The organism is Microbacterium sp. XT11, assembly GCF_001513675.1.
GTDB lineage: Bacteria > Actinomycetota > Actinomycetes > Actinomycetales > Microbacteriaceae > Microbacterium.
This window is the reverse complement of sequence record NZ_CP013859.1, coordinates 2,646,028-2,668,104: the sequence shown is the minus strand read 5'-3', so window position 1 is coordinate 2,668,104 and position 22,077 is coordinate 2,646,028. Positions and strand designations below refer to the sequence as shown.

The following is a 22,077-nucleotide window of genomic DNA, read 5'->3' as shown; positions in this document are numbered from 1 at the left end:
CCTTTGGCGCGCCTGCGCCCGGGGGTTCTGTCTCGTCATTAGCCTGGGGGAGTGACCTCCTCACTGCGCGTCCTCGGCATCGACCCTGGCCTGACCCGGTGCGGAGTGGGCGTCGTCGACGTAGACCGCGGGCGCCGCGGCACCCTCGTGCACGTCGGCGTGATCCGCACTCCGGTCGACGCCCCGACCGGCGAACGCCTCGCAGCCGTCGCCGCCGGCATCCGGCAGGTCCTCGACGCCCACCGTCCGGATGCCGTCGCCGTCGAGCGCGTCTTCGCACAGCAGAACAGCCACACCGTCATGGGCACGGCGCAGGCGAGCGGCGTCGCGCTGCTGCTGGCCGCCGAGGCAGGGCTCCCGGCCGCCACGCACACTCCGAGCGAGGTGAAGGCCGCGGTGACCGGCTACGGCTCGGCGGACAAGCGCCAGGTGCAGACCATGATCGCGCGGATCCTGCGCCTGGATGCGCCGCCCCAGCCCGCGGATGCGGCCGACGCCCTCGCGATCGCCCTATGCCATGCATGGCGCCGTGGCGGGGCCGGCGCAAGGGAGACCGGTGCGCTCACGCCCGCACAGCGGGCATGGGCAGACGCCGAGCGTGTCGCTCGAACGTATGTACGATCCCGCGTCTAGGCTGGGGGGATGATCTCCTCGCTCCACGGCACCGTCCTGCACACGACGCCGGATCATGTGGTCATCGATGTCGGCGGCGTCGGCTTCTCCGTGGCCGTTCCCGGAGACGTGGCGCACACCGCGGTCGTGGGCGAGAGGCTGCGCCTGCACACGAGTCTGATCGTGCGCGAAGACGCCCTGTCGCTCTACGGGTTCGCCGAGCGCGACGAGCTAGAGATCTTCGGCCTCCTTATCGGAGTCACCGGCGTCGGCCCCAAGTCGGCGCTGGGCGTTCTCTCGCACCTCACCGTCGACCAGATCGCCGAGGCAGTGACAGCAGAAGACGACGCACCGTTCCGTCGCGTCTCCGGCATCGGGCCGAAGACGGCCAAGCTCATCGTCCTGCAGCTCGCAGGCAAGGTCCACGCGTCCGCGCCTGCCGCGGCACCGGCAAGCGACGGTGGCGTCGTCGACCAGGTCATCGCGGCTCTCGTCGGCCTCGGCTGGTCGGAGAAGGTCGCCGCAGAGGCAGCGGCGCAGACCGCTGCCGATGCGACGGACGCCGAGAAGGCGGCGGTCGCTCCGCTCCTGCGCCGCACGCTCGCACTCCTGGGGCCGGCTCGTGTCTGAGGCCCGCGACGCCGCCGAGCCGGTCGACGAGGTCGAACTCGCGATCGAGGGTGCCCTGCGCCCCACGCGACTCGACGAGTTCGTGGGGCAGCAGAAGGTGCGAGGGCAGCTGCAGCTGCTCCTCGACGCCGCCCGCATCCAAGGGCGGCCGGCCGACCACATCCTCCTCGCCGGACCTCCGGGGCTGGGCAAGACGACTCTCGCGATGATCGTCGCGCACGAGAGCGAGCGCCCCCTCCGCCTGTCCAGCGGCCCCGCCATCCAGCACGCGGGCGACCTGGCGGCGCTGTTGTCGAGTCTCGTTCCCGGCGAAGTGCTGTTCATCGACGAGATCCACCGCATGGCCCGGTCCGCCGAGGAGATGCTGTACCTCGCGATGGAGGACTTCCGCATCGACATCATGGTCGGCAAGGGAGCCGGAGCCACCAGCATCCCGCTGGAGCTCGCGCCGTTCACGCTCGTCGGTGCGACCACGCGCTCCGGCCTCCTGCCCAATCCTCTGCGCGACCGCTTCGGGTTCACCGGTCACCTCGAGTTCTATGAACAGAACGAGCTCGAGAAGGTGATCGAGCGTTCGGCTCTCGTGCTCGGCGTCGAGTTGCCGCCGGACTCGCTGTCGGAGATCGCGCGCCGCTCGCGTGGCACCCCCCGTATCGCGAACCGGCTTCTGCGGCGCGTGCGCGACTACGCGCTCGTGCACGGCGGGGGAGCCGCGACGCTCGCCGACGTCCGAGCGGCTCTGGACCTGTACGACGTCGACCCCATCGGACTCGATCGTCTCGATCGTGCGGTGCTCGATGCGCTGGTGCGGAGGTTCCGCGGGGGGCCGGTGGGCCTCAGCACGCTCGCTGTCGCCGTCGGCGAGGAGGCCGAGACCGTGGAGAGCGTGGTCGAGCCCTATCTCGTCCGCATCGGATTCCTCGGTCGCACCCCGCGAGGGCGGGTGGCCATGCCCGAAGCGTATGCGCACCTCGGATTCCCGCATCCCGACGGGACGCTCCGTCTGGATGACCTATAATCGCTGAAGACTTCCCCCAATACGCTGTGCGCCCAATGGCTGGTGCGTGCACCTGAGAAAGGCGCTTGCGCAATGCCCATGGAATTCATCCTGCTCCCCATCCTCGCGGTGCTGATCGTGTTCATGTTCCTCAACACCCGCAAGCGCCAGAAGCAGATGAAGGCCGAGCAGGAGGAGAAGGCGACCAAGACCGTCCCGGGCGCGAAGGTCCTGCTCCAGGGCGGCATCTACGGCACCATCGTCGCCTACGACCACGACGACCTCGACAGCCCGGCTCTCGTGGAGATCGCCCCCGGCACCGTGATCGAGGTGCACAGCCAGGCGATCCTCCGCATCGTCGAGCCGACCGACGCGGTCGCCGACACGGCCGACGCGGCAGGTGGGGATCTGGCAGACCGCACTCCGGCCGACGAGGCGCCTGCGATCGAGACCCCGGAGGAGACGCGGGCGCGTCTCGAGCGCGACGCCGACGATAAGTAGTCTCTTCCCTGCAACGACGCACCAAGCGGCACTCGGTATCCCAGAAAGCTGATCACACGTGGCTTCATCCTCTCCGGTCCGTCATGCCTGGCGGGTCCTTCTCGGCCTCGTCCTCGTGACAGGCGTCCTCTTCGGTATCAACGCGCTCGGCGTGTACGTCTTCCAGAAGAGCTCGTGGACCCCCGAACTCGCCCTCGACCTGCAGGGCGGTACGCAGATCGTGCTGCAGGCGCAGACTGAGGACGGCGCCGCCCCCTCGCAGGAGCAGATGGATCAGGCCGCAGCGATCATCCGCCAGCGTGTCGACGCGTCGGGTGTGTCGGAGGCCGACATCACCACCGAGGGCGGCCAGAACATCGTCGTGCAGATCCCCGGTGTGGCCGACGAGCAGACGCGAGATCGGATCAAGTCCAGTGCGCAGCTCGAGTTCCGCGCTGTGCTCGCGACGACTGCGGCGAGCAACGAGTTCGTCGGCGACGACGGCAACTCGACTCCGTATCCGAGCCCCGATCCGTCGCTGAACGCCACGCCGACCGCGAAGCCCACGGACGCGAGCGACCCCTCCTGGGTCACCGACAAGCTGCAGGCGGAGTTCCTCGCCTACGACTGCGCGAACCCCGACAACGACCCCGCGCGCGCACCCAAGGATCAGCCGCTGATCGCGTGCGACGACATGGGGCAGGCGAAGTACCTCCTCGGTCCCGCAGAGCTCGACGGCACCGCGATCACGGATGCGGTAGCCGGACGCGACCCGAAGTCGGGCGCCTGGCTGGTGCAGCTCACGATGAACGACAAGGGCACCGAGGACTTCGGCACCGTGAGCACGCGACTGAACCAGTACCGACTCGACGGCCTCTCGCCGCGCGATCAGTTCGCGTTCGTGCTCGACGGGCGGGTGATCAGCGCGCCGCGCATGAACGGCCTCATCCTCGACGGACGCCCGAGCATCTCGGGCAGCTTCACTCAGGAGTCCGCGACGACGCTCGCCGACCAGCTCAAGTTCGGTGCGCTGCCGCTGAGCTTCACCGTGCAGAGCTCCGGCACCGTCTCGGCCACCCTTGGCACCCAGCAGCTGCAGATCGGCCTGATCGCAGGTCTCATCGGCCTGGCCCTCGTCGCGGTGTACTCGCTGATCGTCTACCGCGCCCTCGGTGCGATCATCGTGGCGTCGATCGCCGTGATGGGCGTGCTGACCTACATCATCATCTGCATCCTCGCCTGGCGCATGGGCTTCCGTCTGTCGCTCGCGGGCGTGGCGGGTCTCATCGTGTCCATCGGCTTCGTGGCCGACTCCTTCATCGTCTACTTCGAGCGCATCAGGGATGAGCTGCGTGACGGCAAGTCGATCACCGCGGCCGTCGAAGACGGATGGGGACGCGCGAAGCGCACGATCTACATCTCCAAGTCGATCAACATCCTCGCCGCGGTAGTGCTCTACATCCTCGCGGATGCCACCGTGAAGGGCTTCGCCTTCACGCTCGGGCTCACGACGCTCATCGATGTCTTCATCTTCGTGATCTTCACGCACCCGGTCATGCAGCTGCTCGTCCGCACGCGCTTCTTCGGCGGCGGCCACCCGCTCTCGGGCCTCGACCCGCAGGCTCTCGGCGCCGTGTACCGCAGCAGGTCGCAGTTCCGTGAGGTGGCGACGGCGTCGGCCGGACGCGGGGCCAGGGTCGCGCGCTCACGCGGAGAGGCCGACCGCAGGCAGACCATCGCCGAACGCAAGCGCGCGGAGGCTCTTGCGGCAGAGAGATCCAGCACGACGAGCGGGGAGGGGGAGAACTGATGGCTTCCATGAACGAGTTCGGGAACAACCTCTACTCCGGGAAGACGTCCTTCCCGTTCGTCGGCAAGCGCCGGTTGTGGTTCATCATCGCGATCGCGCTCGTGGTCGGGTCGATCCTCGTTCCGCTCATCCGTCCGATTCAGTTCTCCATCGAGTTCACGGGCGGGTCGCAGTTCACGGTCCAGGCACCCGACAGCATCGATCAGAAGACCGCATCGACCGCCGTCCACTCCGTGGTGCCCACGGCGACCACGAAGGTCGTCGTCGTCAGCGGCAAGGACATCCGTGTCCAGACCGACCAGATGAGCGACGAAGAGACCCAGAAGGTGTCCGCAGCGCTCGCGGACGCCTACGGCGTCGAGACTGACAGCGTGACCTCGTCGTACATCGGCCCGGCCTGGGGCGAGAACGTCACCCGGCAGTCGCTGTGGGGTCTTGCGATCTTCCTCGCACTGACATTCCTCATCCTCGCCCTGTACTTCCGGACGTGGAAGATGTCCGCCGCCGCGATCATCGGCCTCCTCGACGTGCTGGTGATCACGATCGGCGTCTACGCCCTCGCCGGATTCGAGATCTCGCCGGCCGCGGTCATCGGGTTCCTCACGATCCTCGCGTACTCCCTCTACGACACGACCGTCGTGTTCGACAAGATCCGCGAGAACACGACGGAAGACGGTGAGAAGTCCGGCCGCACCTTCGGCGAGTCCGTCAACCTCGCCGTCAACCAGACCCTCGTGCGATCGATCAACACGTCGATCGTGGCGGCGCTCCCTGTCGGTGCGATCCTCTTCATCGGAGCGTTCTGGTTGGGCGCCGAGACGCTCACGGACATCTCGCTGTCGATCTTCGTCGGCATCCTCGTCGCGACCTACTCGACGTTGTTCGTCGCTGCGCCGCTGTACTCGCTGTTCCGCGAGAACGAACCGCAGATCAAGTCGCGCGACGCGAAGGTGCGCGCCGCGCGCCTCAAGGCCACCGCCGACGTGTGACCGAGGCTCCGGGGGAGTCCCGGCCTCCCGTGCGCGCGTAAAATGTACTGATTCGGAGGTGAGCGGATGGCGGAGCCGCAGACGGCGTCACAGGGATCGAGCCTGCGACGGCTGGTGCCCCGCATCTTCTCCCGCGCACCCCGCATCAACGACCTCGACAATCTGATCCGGACCGTACGCGTCAACCACCCCAAAGGCGACTTCTCCGTCATCGAGCGTGCATACGCCGTCGCGAAGGAGAAGCACGACGGGCAGCTGCGTCAGAGCGGTGAGCCGTACATCACGCATCCCCTGGCCGTCGCGCAGATCCTGGCGGAGCTCGGACTGGGGCCGCGGGCGATCGCTGCTGCGCTCTTGCATGACACCGTGGAGGACACGGGCTACGCCCTGACGGATCTGACGGCGGAGTTCGGCGACGAGGTCGCGATGCTCGTCGACGGCGTCACCAAGCTCGACAAGGTCAAGTACGGTGAGAGCGCGCAGGCCGAGACCGTTCGCAAGATGATCGTCGCGATGTCGAAGGACATCCGCGTGCTGCTCATCAAGCTGGCCGATCGCCTGCACAACGCGCGCACATGGGGGTTCGTGCCGCCGGAGAAGGCCGCGAAGAAGGCCAAGGAGACCCTCGAGATCTATGCGCCCCTGGCGAACCGACTCGGCATCCAGGCCATCAAGTCGGAGCTCGAGGATCTCTCCTTCGCCGTGCTGCATCCGAAGATCTACAACGAGATCCACAGCCTCATCGCTCAGCGCACCCCGCAGCGAGAGAAGTACCTCAGCCAGGTCATCGAGGAGATCGATGAAGACCTGCGCGATCTGCGCATCCGCGGAAAGGTCGTCGGCCGTCCGAAGCAGCTCTACTCGGTGTACCAGAAGATGGTCGTGCGCGGTCGTGAGTTTGACGACATCTACGACCTCATCGGCATCAGGGTGATCGTCGGATCCGTACGTGACTGCTACGCGGTCCTCGGGGCCATCCACGCACGCTGGACGCCGCTGCCCGGGCGATTCAAGGACTACATCGCCACGCCCAAGTTCAACCTCTATCAGTCGCTGCACACCACCGTGATCGGGCCGGCCGGACGCACGGTCGAGATCCAGATCCGCACGCAGGAGATGCACCAGCAGGCGGAGTACGGCGTTGCCGCGCACTGGATGTACAAGGAGCGGATGAACGGCGGCAAGACCGAGCTGCGTGCGTCGGATGCGGACATGGCATGGCTCGCCCACATCTCCGACTGGCAGGCCGAGACGGCGGACCCCGGTGAGTTCCTGGATTCTCTGCGCTTCGAGATCGGCGCGAAGGAGGTCTACGTCTTCACTCCGAAGGGGCGCGTGATCGGACTCCCGGCCGGGGCGACGCCCGTCGACTTCGCGTACGCCGTGCACACCGAGATCGGCCATCGCACGATGGGCGCGAAGGTGAACGGTCGACTCGTGCCGCTCGAGTCCGAGCTCAAGAGCGGTGACGTCGTCGAGGTCTTCACATCGAAGAACCCGGATGCAGGTCCCAGCCAGGATTGGCTGGGCTTCGTCAAGAGCACGCGTGCCCGCAACAAGATCCGCGGCTGGTTCACGAAGGAGCGTCGCGAGGAGGCGATCGAGCAGGGCAAGGAGGCGATCGCCCGAGCGATGCGCAGGCAGAACCTCCCCTTGCAGCGGCTGATGAGCCAGGACTCGTTCGCCGAGGTCGCCCAGCAGCTGCACTACGAAGACGTTTCGGCCCTCTACGCCGCGGTCGGCGAGGGGCACGTGTCCACGCAATCGGTGCTCGGGAAGGTCACGGCCCTCGTCGCGGCCGACGACCCGACGACGGGCGCGATCGACCTCCCCGGGCGCATCCCGTCGCGTGAGCCTCGAGCGGGCGATTCCGGTGTGCTCGTGCGCGGTGCGGCCGACATCCTCGTGAAGCTCGCGAAGTGCTGCACGCCGGTGCCGGGTGACCCGATCGTGGGTTTCGTGACACGGGGGAGCGGGGTCTCGGTGCACCGAGCCGATTGCGTCAACGTCAAGGCGCTGGGCAACGAGGCCGACCAGGACCGGTTCGTCGAGGTGTCATGGGCTCCGACGACGAAGAGCGTGTTCCGGGTGCAGATCCAGGTGGAGGCCCTCGATCGCGCGGGCCTGCTCTCCGATGTCACGCGAGTGCTGAGCGAGCACCACGTCAACATCCTCTCGGCCACCGTGTCGACGACCGACGAGCGACTCGCCCTCAGCCGGTTCGTGTTCGAGATGGGCGACGCCGTGCACCTCGACCGCGTCCTCAACGCGGTCCGGCGCATCGACGCCGTCTACGACGTCTACCGTGTCACGTCGTCCTGACGCTCCCGCAGTCGGCACAGGGTGTCTATCGCCCGCTTCGTCCCCGGCACCCTGGTCAGGCCTTCGGCCTGCGTGATGGCATCATCGGCGGCGTGCGGCACCACCGTGGCGAGGAGGCGCAGCCACTCGAGGAGGGAGGGATCGCGGTGAAGTCCCAGCGCGAGGTCGAGCATCGTCCTCGTCGGTGAGGTGATGGCGACGCCCGAGATCAGCACGAGGTGCTCGGGAGGCACGTAGACATCGTGGAAGACCACGCGCGCCTGCGGCAGGACACGGATGCGGCGCTCCACCGTGCGCCGGACGTGGTGCCTCCCCGGGGGCCGGTCTCCGGCGCCGTGCACCCAGGCCGCGGAAGGGCCTGACGCGGCGGTGCGCGGCGGGATCAGCGGAGCAAGGGAGGCTGCTCGCACGCCGGCGCCCTCTGGCAGGTCGGCCGGGATGTATCCTTCGCCGACCTCGATCACATGGCCGTCCAGGCGTGCGGCGGAGAGTTCGGGAAGCGTCAGACGCCGCCCAGGGAGATACAGCAACGCGGGGTGCACTACGCCAGTGTGACGTACAGCACCCCGCGCCGGAGGGTCCGAAGCTCAGACTGTGGAGAACATCAGCCGCCGAGAGCGCTGAGCCAGGACCGCCGAGCCTCCAGCGCGTCGGCTGCGGCCTTCGCGGCCTTCTCGTCTCCGGCCGCCGTGGCAGCTGCGAGCTCGGCTTCGAGCTTCTCGATGGCCTCGACGAGCTGCGACGACATGTCGTTCGCGCGAGCCTTCGTCTCGGGGTTGTTGTTCTTCCAGTCGACGTCCTCACGGGCCTTGAGCGCCTGCTCGATCACACGGAGCCGATCGTCGAGGGCGCGTTCCTTCTCGCGAGGGAAGATGCGGCCGACCTCGTCCCACCGGCGCTGGATGCCGGTGAGGAGGGCGCGTGCCCGCTTGATGTTCGGCTCGTCGGCGACGGCCTTCGCCTCTTCGAGGAGCGCCTCACGTGCTTCGATCTTCGGCGCCGAATCCGCTTCCTCGGCTGCGGCCTGCTCGGCGCGCGCGGCGTACAGGGCGTCGCCGGCAGCCTTGAACCGGGCCCAGAGGGCGTCGTCGGCCTTGCGACCCGCACGACCGGCCGTCTTCCACTCGTCGAGCAGCGCACGGTACGCGGGGATGCCGTCGACGCCGCGGGGCGCGAGCGCCTCGGCGCGCTCGACGAGGCGTGCCTTGGCATCGCGAGCGGCCTTGTGGGCCTCATCGAGTTCTGCGTAGAAGGCCCTGCGATGCTTGTCGACCGTGGCACGCGCGTCGCGGAAGCGCTTCCAGAGCTGCTGTGAGACACCCTTGGAGAGGCGGGGTCCGTTCTGCTGGTGCGCCTGCCACTGCTCGAACAGCTCGTTGAGCTCGGCGGTCACCTGCTTCCACTGCACCTTCGACAGATCACGCGCGGCGATGGCCTCGGCGCGCTCGACCAGCTCGGTGCGCTCCGCGATCGCCTTCTCCTGGAGCTCCTTGGCCTGCTGCGCCTCCTGCGCCGTCGCCTCGGAGAGGGCCTCCGTGAGCGCGTTCAGCCGCTCACGGAGGCCGGCGAGGTCGCCGACGGCGGCGGCATCCGTCACCTCATCGAGCACGCGCGTGGCCTGCTTGACGAGATCGCTCGCCGACGCGCCGCCGGCCTGGTGCCGCTGCTCGAGCGTGCGAACTTTGAACGCGAGATCGTCGTACTTGCGGGCGTAGTACGCCAGCGCCTCATCGGGCGTCCCGTCGGGGTACTGCCCGACCGCCCGCCACGAGTCGCCCTCGCGCACCTCGACGGTGCCGTCCTCGGATACGCGACCCCACGTGCGGATCTCTTCGAGCGACGTGGTCGGCGCAGCCGCTGCGGGCGGTACAGGACCCGCAGGGGCGGGAGCCGCCAGCTTGCGCGGCATGGGGACCGCAGGGGGCGTGGGGACAGGGGGAGTCGGCTTCGAGGACTCGGTGGCAGACACGATGATTCTCCTTGCGCGGGACGCCCGCGGGAGGCGGAAAGGACGATGCTCAGCCTAGTACGACACCGGTCGGCGGAGGAGGCCGCGTGCCGGTTCGAGCCGGTCCTCACATTCGCCGTTACCGTTCCGTGAGCAGAACGTTCGCTGGGCGAAACATCCCCGCGCACCTCCGTGAAACACCCCGCTCCTATCGTCGCCAGCACGACATCAGCCCGCGTCGACAGGAGAGCACGTGAACGAGACCGAGCAGACCGCAGCGGAGATCGTCGTCGTCGGGGCGGGCATGGTGGCGCATCGCTTCGTCGAAAGCCTGCTGTCCCGCAGGGACGCCGCCGTGCGTGTGCGGATGTTCGGAGATGAGGCGCGCGTTCCGTACGATCGCGTCGGGCTGACCTCGTACTTCTCCGGGGCTACGCCCGAAGATCTCGAGCTGGACCGCTCCGTGTTCGCGGACGAACGTGTGACTCTCCACCCGGACGATCGCGTCCTCCGCATCGACCGCGCGGCCAGGACCGTCCTCACCCGGTCGCGCCGGGTCGTCGCGTACGACACGCTCGTGCTCGCCACCGGCTCGTACGCCGCCAGGGTCGCGGTGGACGGCGCCGACCTGCCGGGATGCTTCGTCTACCGCACGCTGGACGACGTCGGCGGCCTGCGAGCCTTCGTGGACAAGAGGAGCCGTGAGCTCGGACGGCCGCTGCGGGGAGCCGTGATCGGGGGAGGGCTTCTCGGCCTCGAAGCCGCGGGGGCGCTGCAGGGGATGGACGTCGAGACGACGGTCGTCCAGTATTCCGACAGGCTCATGTCGCAGCAGCTGGATTCACGTGGAGCCGCGGTGCTGCAGCGCCTCCTCGAAGATCGCGGCATCGCCGTGCGGACCCAGTCGCGTACCACGCGCCTCGACCCCGATGAATCCGGCTGCGTCACGGCACTGGAGTTCCAGGACGGCTCGTTCCAGCGCGCCGACGTCGTGGTGTTCACCGTGGGCGTGCGGCCGCGGGACGAGCTCGCGCGAAACGCCGGCCTCGTCGTCGAGCCGCGCGGAGGCGTGGTCATCGACGACCGCTGCCGCACGTCCGACCCGCGCATCGTCGCGATCGGCGAAGTGGCGAGCTTCGGCGGCCGGTGTGTCGGGCTCGTCGCACCCGGGTATGCCATGGCTGAAGTCGCTGCCACCCGGCTCGTGGGCGGCGACGCGGTGTTCCCCGGATATGACGACTCCTCCAAGCTGAAGCTGTCGGGCGTCGAGGTCGCAAGCTTCGGCGACGCGATGGCGGCGTCGCCGGGCGCGCTCGACGTCGTGTACGCGGATCCCGTCGCGGGCGTGTACAAGAAGCTCGTGATGTCCGACGACGCGCGCACTCTGCTCGGCGGCATCCTCGTCGGCGATGCGTCGGCTTACGGCGCACTGCGGCCCCTCGTCGGAGCGACCCTCGGAGCAGACCCGTCGGCGTACCTCCTCCCTGAAGGTTCGGGCGAGGTCCCGTCGACGACCCTTCCGGACGACGCCGTCGTCTGCTCGTGCGCGAACGTCACGGCAGGACGCATCCGGAAAGCAGTGCACGAGGACGGATGCGCGGACGCCGGCGCCGTGAAGGCCTGCACGCGGGCGGGGGCGACCTGCGGCTCGTGCGTGCTGATGGTGAAGAAGATCGTCGGAGCGGAGCTCACGGCCCTCGGCCGCACTCCCTCCTCCGCCCTGTGCGAGCACTTCGACATGTCGCGGCGGCAGCTCTTCGACGCGGTCCGCGTATCCGGCATGACCACGTTCAGCGCGATCGTCGAGAGGTTCGGACGTGGCCGCGGCTGCGACGTGTGCAAGCCGGCCATCGCCAGCATCCTGTCGGTCCTGGTCGGCTCCCACGTCCTCGAAGGGGAGAATGCCGCGCTGCAGGACACGAACGACCACGTCATGGCCAACATGCAGAAGGACGGCACCTACTCGGTCGTGCCGCGGATGCCGGGAGGAGAGGTGACGCCAGACGGTCTGCTCGCCATCGGCGGCATCGCGAAGGAGTTCGGCCTCTACACGAAGATCACCGGCGGCCAGCGCATCGACATGTTCGGCGCGCGACTCGAGCAGCTGCCGCAGATCTGGCAGCGGCTCGTCGACGCCGGTTTCGAATCCGGCCACGCGTACGGGAAGTCGCTGCGCACCGTGAAGTCGTGCGTCGGGTCGACCTGGTGCCGATTCGGCGTCCTGGATTCCGTGGGCATGGCCGTGCGCCTGGAGCTGCGCTACCGGGGCCTGCGCGCGCCGCACAAGCTCAAGCTCGGCGTCTCCGGCTGTGCGCGGGAGTGCGCCGAGGCGCGCAGCAAGGACGTCGGTGTCATCGCCACGGAGTCGGGATGGAACATGTACGTCGGCGGCAACGGCGGGTTCTCACCGCAGCACGCGCGTCTCCTCGCCACCGACCTCGACGACGACGGACTCATCCGCGCCATCGACCGGTTCTTCATGTACTACATCCGCACGGCTGATCGGCTGCAGCGCACCGCTCCGTGGCTGGATGACCTCGAGGGCGGGATCGAAGGGCTGCGGGCGGTGATCTTCGATGACGCGCTCGGAATCTGCGCCGACCTCGACGCCGCGATGGCGCAGCATGTCGATCGCTATGAGGACGAGTGGGCGGCGACGCTGCGTGATCCGGAGAAGCTCGCGCGGTTCCGTTCGTTCGTCAACGCGGCCGACACGCCGGACCCGTCGCTCGCCTATGTGACCGAGCGCGGCCAGCGGCGCCCGGCGACGCCGGAGGAGCGCAAGGACGGGGTGCTCATCGCGGGAGCGGTTCTGGAGGTACGACGATGACGATGACGACGGATGCCCTCGTGCGAGTCTGTGCGGTCGACGACCTCACGGTCGAACGAGGGAGCGCGGCGCTGCTCGGAGAGGAGCAGGTGGCGCTCTTCCTTCTCGCCGACGGGTCGGTGCGTGCCGTGGACAACCTCGACCCGTACAGCGGGGCGTGCGTGATGTCCCGCGGCATCGTGGGGACCCGAGGAGAGCGCCCGACGGTGGCATCGCCGCTGCACAAACAGGTGTTCGACCTGGAGACCGGTCAGTGCCTCGACACGCAGGGGAAGCCCGATGCGGCGTTGCGGGTGTGGCCGGTGACCGTCGTCGACGGAGACGTCTACATCGAGGTGAGCCGGTGAGCGCGCCACTGGGGCGGGTCGATCTGGTCGGCGGAGGACCCGGACCGGCGGATCTCATGACTCTTCGGGGCTACCGACTGCTCCAAGCGGCCGACGTCGTCATCGCCGACAGACTCGGGCCGCTGGAGGAGCTCCGCTCGGAGATCGCCCCAGACGTCGTGCTCATCGACGTCGGGAAGAGGCCTGGCCATCATCCCGTGCCCCAGAACGAGATCAATGCGCTGCTGATCGGCCACGCCAAGGCCGGGCGCCGCGTCGTGAGGCTCAAGGGCGGTGATCCGTTCGTCTTCGGACGCGGTGGCGAAGAGGTCCTCGCGTGCCGCGCCGCCGGTGTGCCCGTGAGCGTGACGCCGGGCGTCAGCAGTGCGGTCGCGGTCCCGCAGGCGGCGGGGATCCCCGTCACGCACCGCGGCGTGGCATCCGCCGTGCATGTCGTGAACGGGCATGACGACCTCGGCGAGACCGCACGCGCGGCACTGCGAGACCCCGCCGTGACCACGGTCGTGCTCATGGGAGTCGCAGGGCTGCCCCGGATCGTCGAGACCGCGCTGGCGAGTGGGGCGGCACCGGACACACCGGTCGCCGTGGTGGAGAACGGACTGAGCGACCGGCAGCGCGTGGTCCGCGGCACGCTGCGGACCACGGTGGCAGCCGCCGCGGAGGCGCGAGTGGCCAACCCCGCGGTGATCGTCATCGGGCAGGTGGCAGACCCGGCGCTCCTGCTGCCGCAGGCCGTCGGCGCCGAGTCCGCGGCGTGAGCGGCTCGGTCCCGCTCCCGCCCGCCCTCGCGGGGTGCACGCTGATCGTCGCCGCCGACCGCCGGTCGACGGAGCTCGCGGCAGCGCTGGAGCGCCGCGGTGCGATCGTGCACCGTGCGCCTGCGCTGACGATCGTGCCGAATGCAGACGACGCGGAGCTCCGCCGCCGCACGGAGGCGCTCCTCGTCGCGCCGCCGGACATCGTCGTCGCGACGACGGGAGTCGGGTTCCGCGGGTGGATGGACGCCGCGCAGGAGCACGGCCTCGACTCGCGGCTCGACGAGGCGCTGAGCGACGCGCAGTTCGTCGCGCGCGGTCCGAAAGCGCACGGGGCGATACAGCAGGCGGGTTTCATCGCGGACTGGGTGGCGGAGTCGGAGACGGCCGCGGAGGTGGCGGAGTACCTGCTCGCCTCAGGTGTCGCAGGCAAGAGAGTGGTCGTGCAGCATCACGGCGCCGGCGCGGACGGGCTCGACGAGGTGCTCAGCGAGGCCGGAGCCGAGGTGATCAGCATCACCGTGTATCGCTGGGGCCCGCCGCCTGATCCGGACGCTGTCCGGCGATCCGCCGTGCACGCGGGCGCGGGTGAGGCCGACGCGGTTCTGTTCACGTCCGCGCCAGGTGCGTCGTCGTGGCTCGCGTTCGCCGATGAGGCGGGCGCCCTCGACGACATCCGTCGTCGTGCGGAGAGCGGTCGGCTCCTCCTCGCCGCCGTCGGCCCGATCACGGCCGCTCCTCTCGTCGAGCGGCGGCTGGTGCACACGGTCGCGGAGCGCGGACGCCTCGGATCGCTCGCCCGTACGGTCGTCGCGCACTTCGGCGGTGGAAGAGCTCCGTCGACGCAGACGATCGTCGGCCGGCTGGAGGTGCGAAGCGGCGGCGCGCTGCTCGACGGAAGGTTCGTGCCCCTTTCCCGCACCGGTTCGGCCCTTCTGGAGGCGCTCGCTGACGCCGAGGGACGCGTGCTCTCGCGCGCGGAGCTGGGCACGAGGCTGCCCGGTGGTGAAGGGAATCCGCACGCCGTGGAGGTGGCGATCGCCCGCCTGCGCGAGGCTCTGGGTACCGCGGAACCCATCCAGACCATCGTCAAGCGCGGTTATCGCCTCGCCGTGGACTGATGGACGTCGCATCGCCCGGAACGGGGATGCCGAAAGAGCCGTCCGCGCCCGCCTCACATCGTGGCGGGCGCGGACGGCTCGGCTCACAGCGCCCCCACTGTCTCCGGTGCGAGGTCGGCGGAGGGGAGGGAGGCGGGTGCGGCGTTGCGCGCCCGCCGTCCGCGCGGACCGCGCACGCGACGCGCGGCCGTGCGTCCGTACGTCAGATACAGCGGAAGGCCGGCGAGCAGAAGGCCTCCGACGAGGTTCCCGACCACGGTCGGGATCTCGTTCCAGAGCAGATAGTCCATGAGCGTGAAGTCGGCCCCGAGCAGCAGACCGGACGGGAAGAGGAACATGTTGACGATCGAGTGCTCGAAGCCCATGTAGAAGAAGAGGCTGATCGGCAGCCACATGGCCACGATCTTGCCCAGCACGGAGCGGGAGACCATCGACATGATCACGCCGGTCGACACCATCCAGTTGCAGAGCACACCGCGCACGAACAGCGTGAGCATTCCGGCTGCCCCGTGCTCGGCATAGCCGACCGTGCGGCCGTGTCCGATCTCACCGATCGCGACGCCGACCGGGCTCGGGTCGCTCGAGAAGCCGTACGTGAAGTAGATGGCCATCAGCACAGCGACGAGCAGCGCGCCGGCGAAGTTGCCGACGAACACGAGGCCCCAGTTGCGCAGCAGAGCGGGAACCGTGGCACCGGGGCGGCGGTCGATCACGGCCAGCGGTCCGAGGGTAAACACACCCGTGAGCAGGTCGTAGCCGAGGAGGTAGAGCAGCACGAAGCCGATCGGGAAGAGCAGTGCGCCGAGCAGCGGCTGTCCCGTCTGGGTCGAGACGGTGACGGCGAACGCCGCTCCGAGCGTGAGCACGGCTGCGCCCATGACAGCGCGGATGAGCGTGTCGCGCGTCGAGAGCTGCAGCTTGTAGGCACCGGCATCGACCATGAGGGTCACGAGCTCGGCTGGTCTGGCGTAGGACATGAGGACCTCCGGGGGGACGGGGCGAGCGGGTGCTCGCTGCGCCCAGCCTGATCGGTCGACATTTCCGTTCAGCGCCGCCGCGGTTACGGCCGTGGTGCGATTCGCTCACACCCCCGCGGTGACGGGTGTGAGCGCGGCGGCTACGGCGCCGGAGTCTCCGAGGGCTGCGGCTCAGGGGTCGCGTCCGGCGTCGGCGCCTCGGTGGGCGTCGGAGTCGACGTGACAGTGGGGGAGGGAGTGGGCGCAGGGGCGGTGACCTGGGCGTGGACGACCTGGCTGGCGAGCGCCGCCACGACGACGATCCCACCCGCGATGCCGGCGATGGTGTTGTCGCGCACACGGCGCCGGATCTGCCCCTCGTGCCACGCCGTGCGGGCGGCGTGAAGCCGAGCTCGCTCGGCCTGCGCCCTCGCCTGCTGCGCGCTCTTGGAACCGCGTCCGGCCATGCCGTGTCCTCCTTCGATGCTGCGACCGTTATGCCGTGGATTGTCAGCCTATCGTCGCGTCCAGGAATCCCGACGCCACGGATCGGTGTCGGCGGTGCGGACTAGCCTGGATGCATGACCTCTCCCTCTGCGCTGCTCTCGGGGCAGACGCCCCTGGCCGTGCGCATGCGACCCGTGTCGCTCGACGAGGTCGCCGGGCAACGTCATCTCTTGCGTGCGGGGTCACCGGTCGTCGCCCTCGCCGATCCCTCTGCCGCGAGTCCCGGTGCGGTCTCCATCATCCTGTGGGGTCCGCCAGGGACGGGCAAGACGACCCTCGCCCAGGCCATCGCGCGATCCTCGGGCCGTCGCTTCGTCGAGCTGTCGGCGATCACCGCCGGTGTGAAAGACGTGCGCGAGGTGATGCAGGAGGCCATCACCCAGCGCGACCTCTACGGGCAGACCACCATCCTGTTCCTCGACGAGATCCACCGCTTCACCAAGGCCCAGCAGGATGCGCTCCTGCCCGGCGTCGAGAACGGCTGGGTCATCCTCATCGCCGCAACGACCGAGAACCCGTCGTTCTCGGTGATCTCGCCGCTGCTGTCGCGTTCGCTCCTCCTCACGCTCCAGCCCCTCACGGATGACGACATCGGGGTGCTGGTCGACCGGGCGGTCGTCGACGCGCGGGGCCTCGCCGGAGGAGTGACCCTGGCCGACGACGCGCGGTCCGCACTCATCCGGCTCGCGTCGGGCGATGCGCGGCGCGCGCTCACTGGGCTCGAGGCCGCCGCCGCTGTGGCGGTGTCGCGCAGTAGCGAGCAGACAGAGCCAGAAGGCGGCGAAGACGAGGTGCCGGCCGCGGACGATCCGGTCGAGATCCCGGTCGTCACCGCCGACGATGTGGCACAGGCCGTCGACAAGGCTCTGCTGCGCTACGACCGGCAGGGCGACGAGCACTACGACGTGATCAGCGCGTTCATCAAGTCGATCAGGGGATCCGACCCTGATGCCGCTCTCCACTACCTCGCGCGGATGATCGAGGCCGGGGAGGACCCGCGGTTCATCGCACGGCGCCTGGTCATCTCCGCAGCGGAGGACGTCGGCCTCGCGGATCCCCAGGCCCTGGGCATCGCCGTCGCGGCCGCTGACGCGGTCGCGTTCATCGGCATGCCCGAGGGGCGCATCCCGCTCGCAGAGGCGACGGTGTACCTCGCCACGACCGCCAAGTCGAACGCGGCGTACGTCGGGATCGACGCTGCCATCGCCGACATCCGTGCCGGCGGCTTCGGGCGCGTCCCCGTGCACCTTCGTGACGCGCACTACCCTGGCGCGAAGCGGCTGGGGCACGGCAAGGGTTACGTGTATCCGCACGACAGTGAGATGGGCATCCTCCCTCAGCAGTACCTGCCAGACGAGTTGCGCGGGCGCCGGTACTACTCGCCCAAGAACCTGGGCGCGGAGCGCGAGATCACCGCGCGTCTGGAGCGCATCCGCCGCATCCTCGACGGACGCTGATGACGTGGGAGGGCGCCGCGGCCGGCGTCCCTCGGGGGCGAGGCCCGATCTGTTAGACTTGATCGGCTCGAAACCGAGTTTTCGGGCATCTCCTCGTTCACACCCCACCTCGACGGCGCCCCGGCGTGCGTCCCGAGGCAGAACGCGGGGATACGTCCGTGCGTCGTGAAAGTCACGTCCACGTCATCGGAAGGAAGCTTCGTGGTCACGAAGTCCCAGGACCGCCGCAAGGTCCGTCTCAGCCGCGCCCTCGGCGTGGCGCTCACCCCCAAGGCAGCCCGCTACCTCGAGAAGCGTCCGTACGCTCCGGGCGAGCACGGCCGCACCAAGCGCAAGGCCGACAGCGACTACGCCGTCCGTCTGCGCGAGAAGCAGCGTCTGCGTGAGCAGTACGGCATCCGCGAGAAGCAGCTGCGCATCGCGTTCAACGAGGCCCGTCGCCAGGAGGGCCTGACCGGTGAGAACCTCGTCGAGCTCCTCGAGATGCGTCTCGACGCCCTCGTGCTGCGTTCGGGCTTCGCCCGCACGACCGCGCAGGCTCGCCAGCTCGTCGTGCACCGTCACATCCTCGTCGACGGTCAGCTCGTCGACCGCCCGTCGTTCCGCGTGAAGCCGGGTCAGCTCATCCACGTCAAGCCCAAGAGCGAGGGCCTCGAGCCCTTCCAGGTGGCAGCGGCCGGCGGCCACGCCGAGGTGCTTCCCCCGGTCCCGGGCTACCTCGAGGTCGAGCTCGACAAGCTGCAGGCCCGCCTGGTCCGTCGTCCGAAGCGCGCTGAGGTCCCCGTGACCTGTGAAGTGCAGCTCGTCGTCGAGTACTACGCGGCTCGCTGATTCAGCGTTTCAGGCAGGAGGCGTCGGGGCGACCCGACGCCTCCTGTCGTTTCCGCATACGATGGGAGGACCGCGCCTTCGCGGATCGAGATGGCAAGGATGACGACATGAAGAACGTGCTGTGGTTCCTGATCGGCGTGATCGGCGGCTTCGTCGCGGCGCACTTCATGAACAAGGACCCGCGCGGGCACGACATCCTCGCCGAGATCGACGCACGGATCAACGAGTTCACGGCGATCATCGGCGACGCATACCGAGAGCAGCAGGCGCGCCTCTCGGAGACCGCCGAAGACTGAACCCCGCGCGCCGCGCGCCCCTTTCACCCCTGTACGCAAGGACACCCAGGCACACCTATGAAAACTGCGGAGATCGCGCAGCGCTATCTCGACTACTTCGAGAAGAACGACCACCTCATCGTCCCCTCGGCGTCCCTGGTCAGCGACGATCCGTCGCTGCTCTTCACGGTCGCCGGCATGGTGCCGATGATCCCGTACCTGACCGGTGTCGTCCCCGCTCCGCACCCGCGCATCGCCGACCTCCAGAAGTGCATCCGCACGAACGACATCGAGGAGGTCGGTCGCACGGCGCGTCACGGCACGTTCTTCCAGATGCTCGGCAACTGGTCGTTCGGCGACTACTTCAAAGAGGGTGCCATCCGGTACGCCTGGGAACTGCTCACCACGTCGGAGGCCGACGGCGGCCTCGGCTTCGACGAGAAGGACCTGTGGGTCACGGTCTACGAGACGGATGACGAGGCAGAGGCGATCTGGCGCGACGTCATCGGCTTGAAGCCCGAGCGCATCCAGCGCCTCGGCCGTGCGGACAACTACTGGAACACGGGCCAGCCGGGTCCCGGCGGTCCCGACAGCGAGATCTTCTTCGACCGAGGCCCCGCCTACGGCAAGGACGGTGGTCCCGCCGCAGACGACACGCGGTTCCTCGAGATCTGGAACCTCGTGTTCATGCAGGACTTCATCGAGAACATCCGCGGCAAGACCGAGTTCGACATCGTGGGCGAGCTGCCGCAGAAGAACATCGACACCGGCATGGGTCTCGAGCGTGTGGCTTTCCTCAAGCAGGGCGTCGAGAACATGTACGAGACCGACCAGGTGCGTCCGGTGCTCGACCGCGCGGTCGAGCTCTCGGGGAGGACCTACGGCAAGGTCCACGAGGACGACGTGCGGTTCCGCGTCGTCGCCGATCACGTGCGCTCCTCGCTCATGCTGCTCTCCGACGGCGTGCGGCCGTCGAACGAGGGACGCGGCTACATCCTGCGCCGTCTCATGCGTCGAACGGTTCGCGCCATGCGCCTGCTGGGTGTCGACGCGCCGACCTTCCCCGAGTTGTTCGCCGCATCCCGTGACGCGATGAAGGCCGTCTACCCTGTGCTGGAGACGGAGTGGTCGGTGCTCTCATCCGCCGCATTCGCCGAGGAGGAGACCTTCCGGCGCACCCTCGTACAGGGATCGACGATCCTCGACCTCGCGCTCGACGAGACGAAGAAGAGCGGAGGATCGACCCTGAGCGGGTCCGAGGCGTTCCTGCTGCACGACACCTACGGCTTCCCGATCGATCTCACCCTCGAGGTCGCGGAGGAAGCCGGTCTCTCGGTCGACCGCGCCGCGTTCGACTCGCTCATGCAGGAGCAGCGCGCACGCGCCAAGGCCGACGCGCGTAACCGCAAGCGGCAGCTCGCCGACGTCTCGGTGTACCGCGACCTGCGGTCTCTGGGCGAGACCGGCTTCGACGGGTACACGGCGCTCGAGGTGGAGTCGCGCATCCTTGGCATCCTCGTCGACGGCCAGCCGGTGAAGAGCGCATCGGAGGGGCAGATCGCCGAGGTCGTGCTCGCCGAGACGACGCTGTACGCCGAGTCCGGTGGCCAGGTGGCCGACAAGGGCACCATCGTGGGCCCGGGCTTCGAGCTCGAAGTCCTCGACGTGCAGAAGCCGGTCCCCGGTCTGATCAGCCACACGATCGAGGTGAGCCGCGGAGTGGTCGCCGTCGATGATGTCGCCACGACGATCGTCGACGCCGCGAACCGCCGAGCCGCACGCCAGGCGCACTCCGCGACGCACCTCGTGCACGCGGCGCTCCGCGACACGCTGGGCAAGTCCGCCACGCAGGCCGGTTCGCTGAACCGTGCAGGCTACCTCAGGTTCGATTTCTCGTGGTCGCAGGCGCTGTCTGCCGAGACCCGCACCGAGATCGAGGAGATCACCAACCGCGCCGTGCAGGACGCGCTCGAGGTCACCACCCGCATCGTCACCCTCGACGAGGCCAAAGAGGCCGGGGCGATGGCGCTGTTCGGCGAGAAGTACGGCGATGTCGTGCGCATGGTGGACATCGGCGGCCCGTGGTCGCGCGAGCTCTGCGCGGGCACGCACGTCAGCTCCAGCGCGGAGATCGGGCTCGTCAGCATCGTCGGTGAGTCGTCGGTGGGCGCGTCGAACCGCCGCATCGAGGCGCTCGTCGGTCAGGACGCCTTCCGCGAGCTCGCCGCCGAACGGGCACTCGTGTCGCAGCTCACGTCGACGCTGAAGACCCCGCGGGAGCAGCTGCCCGAGCGCATCGCCGACCTCACGGCGAGCCTGAAGGCCGCGGAGAAGCGCATCGCACAGTTCGAGGCGAAGGAGCGGGCCGGTCGCGCGCCTGCCATCGCCGATGCTGCCGTGCGCGAGGGAGCCTTCCTCGTCGCCGCGCAGTCGCTCGGCGAGCTGGCGTCGGCGGACGACGTGCGCGAGCTGGTCCTGGCGGTGCGCGAGCGCCTGGTGGCGGAGGCCGCTGTCGTCGCTCTCGGTGCTGTCGTGAACGGACGTCCCGTGGTCGTCGTCGCGACCACGGAGGCGGCTCGATCCGCCGGCGCCAAGGCCGGCGCGCTCGCGAAGCGCGCAGCCGGTGTGCTCGGCGGTGGCGGTGGAGGACGCGACGACGTCGCTCAGGGCGGTGGAGCGGATGCCGCGGCCCTGCCGGCGGCCCTCGACGCCGTGTCGCAGGAGCTGCGCGCAGCGTGAGCGGGTTCCGCCGCGGTGTGCGGATCGGCGTCGACGTCGGTCGAGCGCGCATCGGCGTCGCACGATGCGACCCTGACGGCATGCTCGCCGTGCCCGTCGAGACCGTCCAGCGCAGCGAAACGTCGATCGATCGCATCGCCGAGATCGCGGCGGAGTACGACGTGCTCGAGTTCGTCGTCGGCCTTCCCGTGAACATGCAGGGAGCGGACACGGCGTCGACCACGGACGCGCGGGGATTCGCCGCAGACCTCGCCCGACGCACGGGCATCGCGGTGCGGCTGGTCGACGAGCGGCTGAGCACCGTGAGCGCACACGCCGCGCTTCGCTCATCGGGCAGAACCCAGAAGAACTCTCGTAGCATTGTGGATCAGGTCGCCGCTGTGGTGCTGCTGCAGCAGGCGGTCGACACGGAGAAGAGCACCGGGAACCCGCCTGGCGCCACGATTCCGCTCGATGAGGAGTCCGCCTGAC

General features: G+C 69.0%; 20 protein-coding genes. 16 read left to right on the top strand and 4 right to left on the bottom strand.

The annotated features are described in order from the left end of the window. Positions 1–51 precede the first annotated feature (51 nt). From ruvC to AB663_RS12530, 7 genes are all read left to right on the top strand, one after another. On the top strand, positions 52–633 hold the full coding sequence (gene ruvC, locus AB663_RS12560; protein ID WP_067199619.1) for a crossover junction endodeoxyribonuclease RuvC: 582 nt from the start codon (positions 52–54) through the stop codon (positions 631–633). 9 nt (positions 634–642) lie between these two features. After that, on the top strand, positions 643–1,242 hold the full coding sequence (ruvA, locus tag AB663_RS12555; RefSeq protein ID WP_067199616.1) for a Holliday junction branch migration protein RuvA: 600 nt from the start codon (positions 643–645) through the stop codon (positions 1,240–1,242). Then, positions 1,235–2,260, top strand: a complete 1,026-nt coding sequence (gene ruvB / locus AB663_RS12550) for a Holliday junction branch migration DNA helicase RuvB (RefSeq protein ID WP_067199613.1) — start codon at positions 1,235–1,237, stop codon at positions 2,258–2,260. The genes ruvA and ruvB overlap by 8 nt, the downstream gene beginning before the upstream one ends. A gap of 72 nt (positions 2,261–2,332) precedes the next feature. Beyond that, positions 2,333–2,740 carry a preprotein translocase subunit YajC gene (yajC, locus tag AB663_RS12545; protein WP_335338555.1) on the top strand — a complete coding sequence of 136 codons (408 nt, stop codon included), beginning with the start codon at positions 2,333–2,335 and terminating at the stop codon, positions 2,738–2,740. Between the two features lie 58 nt (positions 2,741–2,798). Further along, positions 2,799–4,529, top strand: coding sequence for a protein translocase subunit SecD (gene secD, locus AB663_RS12540; RefSeq protein ID WP_067199607.1), 1,731 nt, complete (start codon positions 2,799–2,801; stop codon positions 4,527–4,529). Further along, on the top strand, positions 4,529–5,518 hold the full coding sequence (secF, locus tag AB663_RS12535) for a protein translocase subunit SecF (RefSeq protein WP_067199606.1): 990 nt from the start codon (positions 4,529–4,531) through the stop codon (positions 5,516–5,518). Before secD ends, secF begins: the two co-directional genes overlap by 1 nt. 66 nt (positions 5,519–5,584) lie before the next feature. Next, on the top strand, positions 5,585–7,840 hold the full coding sequence (locus tag AB663_RS12530; protein WP_067199604.1) for a RelA/SpoT family protein: 2,256 nt from the start codon (positions 5,585–5,587) through the stop codon (positions 7,838–7,840). Here the strand turns inward: AB663_RS12530 and AB663_RS12525 are convergent. Both AB663_RS12525 and AB663_RS12520 read right to left on the bottom strand, forming a co-directional pair. Beyond that, positions 7,819–8,382, bottom strand: coding sequence for a type IV toxin-antitoxin system AbiEi family antitoxin (locus tag AB663_RS12525; protein WP_067199601.1), 564 nt, complete (start codon positions 8,380–8,382; stop codon positions 7,819–7,821). The genes AB663_RS12530 and AB663_RS12525 overlap by 22 nt on opposite strands. Positions 8,383–8,444: 62 nt before the next feature. Continuing rightward, positions 8,445–9,809, bottom strand: coding sequence for a DUF349 domain-containing protein (locus AB663_RS12520; protein ID WP_232304540.1), 1,365 nt, complete (start codon positions 9,807–9,809; stop codon positions 8,445–8,447). A gap of 232 nt (positions 9,810–10,041) precedes the next feature. On the opposite strand from AB663_RS12520, the gene nirB reads away from it, so the two are divergent. The 4 genes from nirB to AB663_RS12500 are packed head-to-tail and all read left to right on the top strand — an operon-like array spanning position 10,042 to position 14,841. Beyond that, a complete protein-coding gene (nirB, locus tag AB663_RS12515; RefSeq protein ID WP_257720782.1) occupies positions 10,042–12,618 on the top strand; it encodes a nitrite reductase large subunit NirB in 2,577 nt (858 codons plus the stop codon). Then, positions 12,615–12,965, top strand: coding sequence for a nitrite reductase small subunit NirD (nirD, locus tag AB663_RS17200; RefSeq protein ID WP_067199599.1), 351 nt, complete (start codon positions 12,615–12,617; stop codon positions 12,963–12,965). The genes nirB and nirD overlap by 4 nt, the downstream gene beginning before the upstream one ends. Beyond that, positions 12,962–13,723, top strand: a complete 762-nt coding sequence (gene cobA / locus AB663_RS12505; RefSeq protein ID WP_232304539.1) for a uroporphyrinogen-III C-methyltransferase — start codon at positions 12,962–12,964, stop codon at positions 13,721–13,723. The genes nirD and cobA overlap by 4 nt, the downstream gene beginning before the upstream one ends. After that, positions 13,720–14,841, top strand: coding sequence for a uroporphyrinogen-III synthase (locus tag AB663_RS12500; protein ID WP_067199596.1), 1,122 nt, complete (start codon positions 13,720–13,722; stop codon positions 14,839–14,841). The genes cobA and AB663_RS12500 overlap by 4 nt, the downstream gene beginning before the upstream one ends. A gap of 83 nt (positions 14,842–14,924) precedes the next feature. Here the strand turns inward: AB663_RS12500 and AB663_RS12495 are convergent, their stop codons facing one another. Together AB663_RS12495 and AB663_RS12490 are read right to left on the bottom strand one after the other, a co-directional pair. Beyond that, a complete protein-coding gene (locus tag AB663_RS12495; RefSeq protein ID WP_083511237.1) occupies positions 14,925–15,818 on the bottom strand; it encodes a formate/nitrite transporter family protein in 894 nt (297 codons plus the stop codon). A 140-nt stretch (positions 15,819–15,958) separates the two neighbouring features. Then, positions 15,959–16,264 carry a hypothetical protein gene (locus AB663_RS12490; protein WP_067199593.1) on the bottom strand — a complete coding sequence of 102 codons (306 nt, stop codon included), beginning with the start codon at positions 16,262–16,264 and terminating at the stop codon, positions 15,959–15,961. 114 nt (positions 16,265–16,378) lie between these two features. Here AB663_RS12490 and AB663_RS12485 point away from each other — a divergent pair, with 114 nt between their 5' ends. The 5 genes from AB663_RS12485 to ruvX all read left to right on the top strand — a co-directional run bounded on the left by AB663_RS12485 (position 16,379) and on the right by ruvX (position 22,076). After that, positions 16,379–17,761, top strand: coding sequence for a replication-associated recombination protein A (locus AB663_RS12485; RefSeq protein ID WP_083511236.1), 1,383 nt, complete (start codon positions 16,379–16,381; stop codon positions 17,759–17,761). A gap of 201 nt (positions 17,762–17,962) precedes the next feature. Continuing rightward, positions 17,963–18,592, top strand: coding sequence for a 30S ribosomal protein S4 (gene rpsD, locus AB663_RS12480; RefSeq protein ID WP_067199590.1), 630 nt, complete (start codon positions 17,963–17,965; stop codon positions 18,590–18,592). A 107-nt stretch (positions 18,593–18,699) separates the two neighbouring features. After that, a complete protein-coding gene (locus AB663_RS12475; protein ID WP_067199586.1) occupies positions 18,700–18,888 on the top strand; it encodes a hypothetical protein in 189 nt (62 codons plus the stop codon). Between the two features lie 57 nt (positions 18,889–18,945). After that, entirely contained in the window at positions 18,946–21,606 is a 2,661-nt protein-coding gene (alaS, locus tag AB663_RS12470) for an alanine--tRNA ligase (RefSeq protein ID WP_067199583.1), read from the top strand. Then, positions 21,603–22,076: a Holliday junction resolvase RuvX gene (gene ruvX, locus AB663_RS12465; protein WP_067199580.1), complete on the top strand. Its 474-nt coding sequence runs from the start codon at positions 21,603–21,605 to the stop codon at positions 22,074–22,076. Before alaS ends, ruvX begins: the two co-directional genes overlap by 4 nt. Position 22,077: the final 1 nt, after the last annotated feature.

What these genes read in the sequence shown, in the direction of transcription:
- ruvA (WP_067199616.1), top strand. Translation starts at nt 643, where the DNA reads ATGATCTCCTCGCTCCACGGCACCGTCCTGCACACGACGCCGGATCAT.
- AB663_RS12475 (WP_067199586.1), top strand. Translation starts at nt 18,700, where the DNA reads ATGAAGAACGTGCTGTGGTTCCTGATCGGCGTGATCGGCGGCTTCGTC.
- AB663_RS12490 (WP_067199593.1), bottom strand. Translation starts at nt 16,264, where the DNA reads ATGGCCGGACGCGGTTCCAAGAGCGCGCAGCAGGCGAGGGCGCAGGCC.
- AB663_RS12495 (WP_083511237.1), bottom strand. Translation starts at nt 15,818, where the DNA reads ATGTCCTACGCCAGACCAGCCGAGCTCGTGACCCTCATGGTCGATGCC.
- nirD (WP_067199599.1), top strand. Translation starts at nt 12,615, where the DNA reads ATGACGATGACGACGGATGCCCTCGTGCGAGTCTGTGCGGTCGACGAC.
- yajC (WP_335338555.1), top strand. Translation starts at nt 2,333, where the DNA reads ATGCCCATGGAATTCATCCTGCTCCCCATCCTCGCGGTGCTGATCGTG.
- secF (WP_067199606.1), top strand. Translation starts at nt 4,529, where the DNA reads ATGGCTTCCATGAACGAGTTCGGGAACAACCTCTACTCCGGGAAGACG.
- alaS (WP_067199583.1), top strand. Translation starts at nt 18,946, where the DNA reads ATGAAAACTGCGGAGATCGCGCAGCGCTATCTCGACTACTTCGAGAAG.
- AB663_RS12530 (WP_067199604.1), top strand. Translation starts at nt 5,585, where the DNA reads ATGGCGGAGCCGCAGACGGCGTCACAGGGATCGAGCCTGCGACGGCTG.
- AB663_RS12485 (WP_083511236.1), top strand. Translation starts at nt 16,379, where the DNA reads ATGACCTCTCCCTCTGCGCTGCTCTCGGGGCAGACGCCCCTGGCCGTG.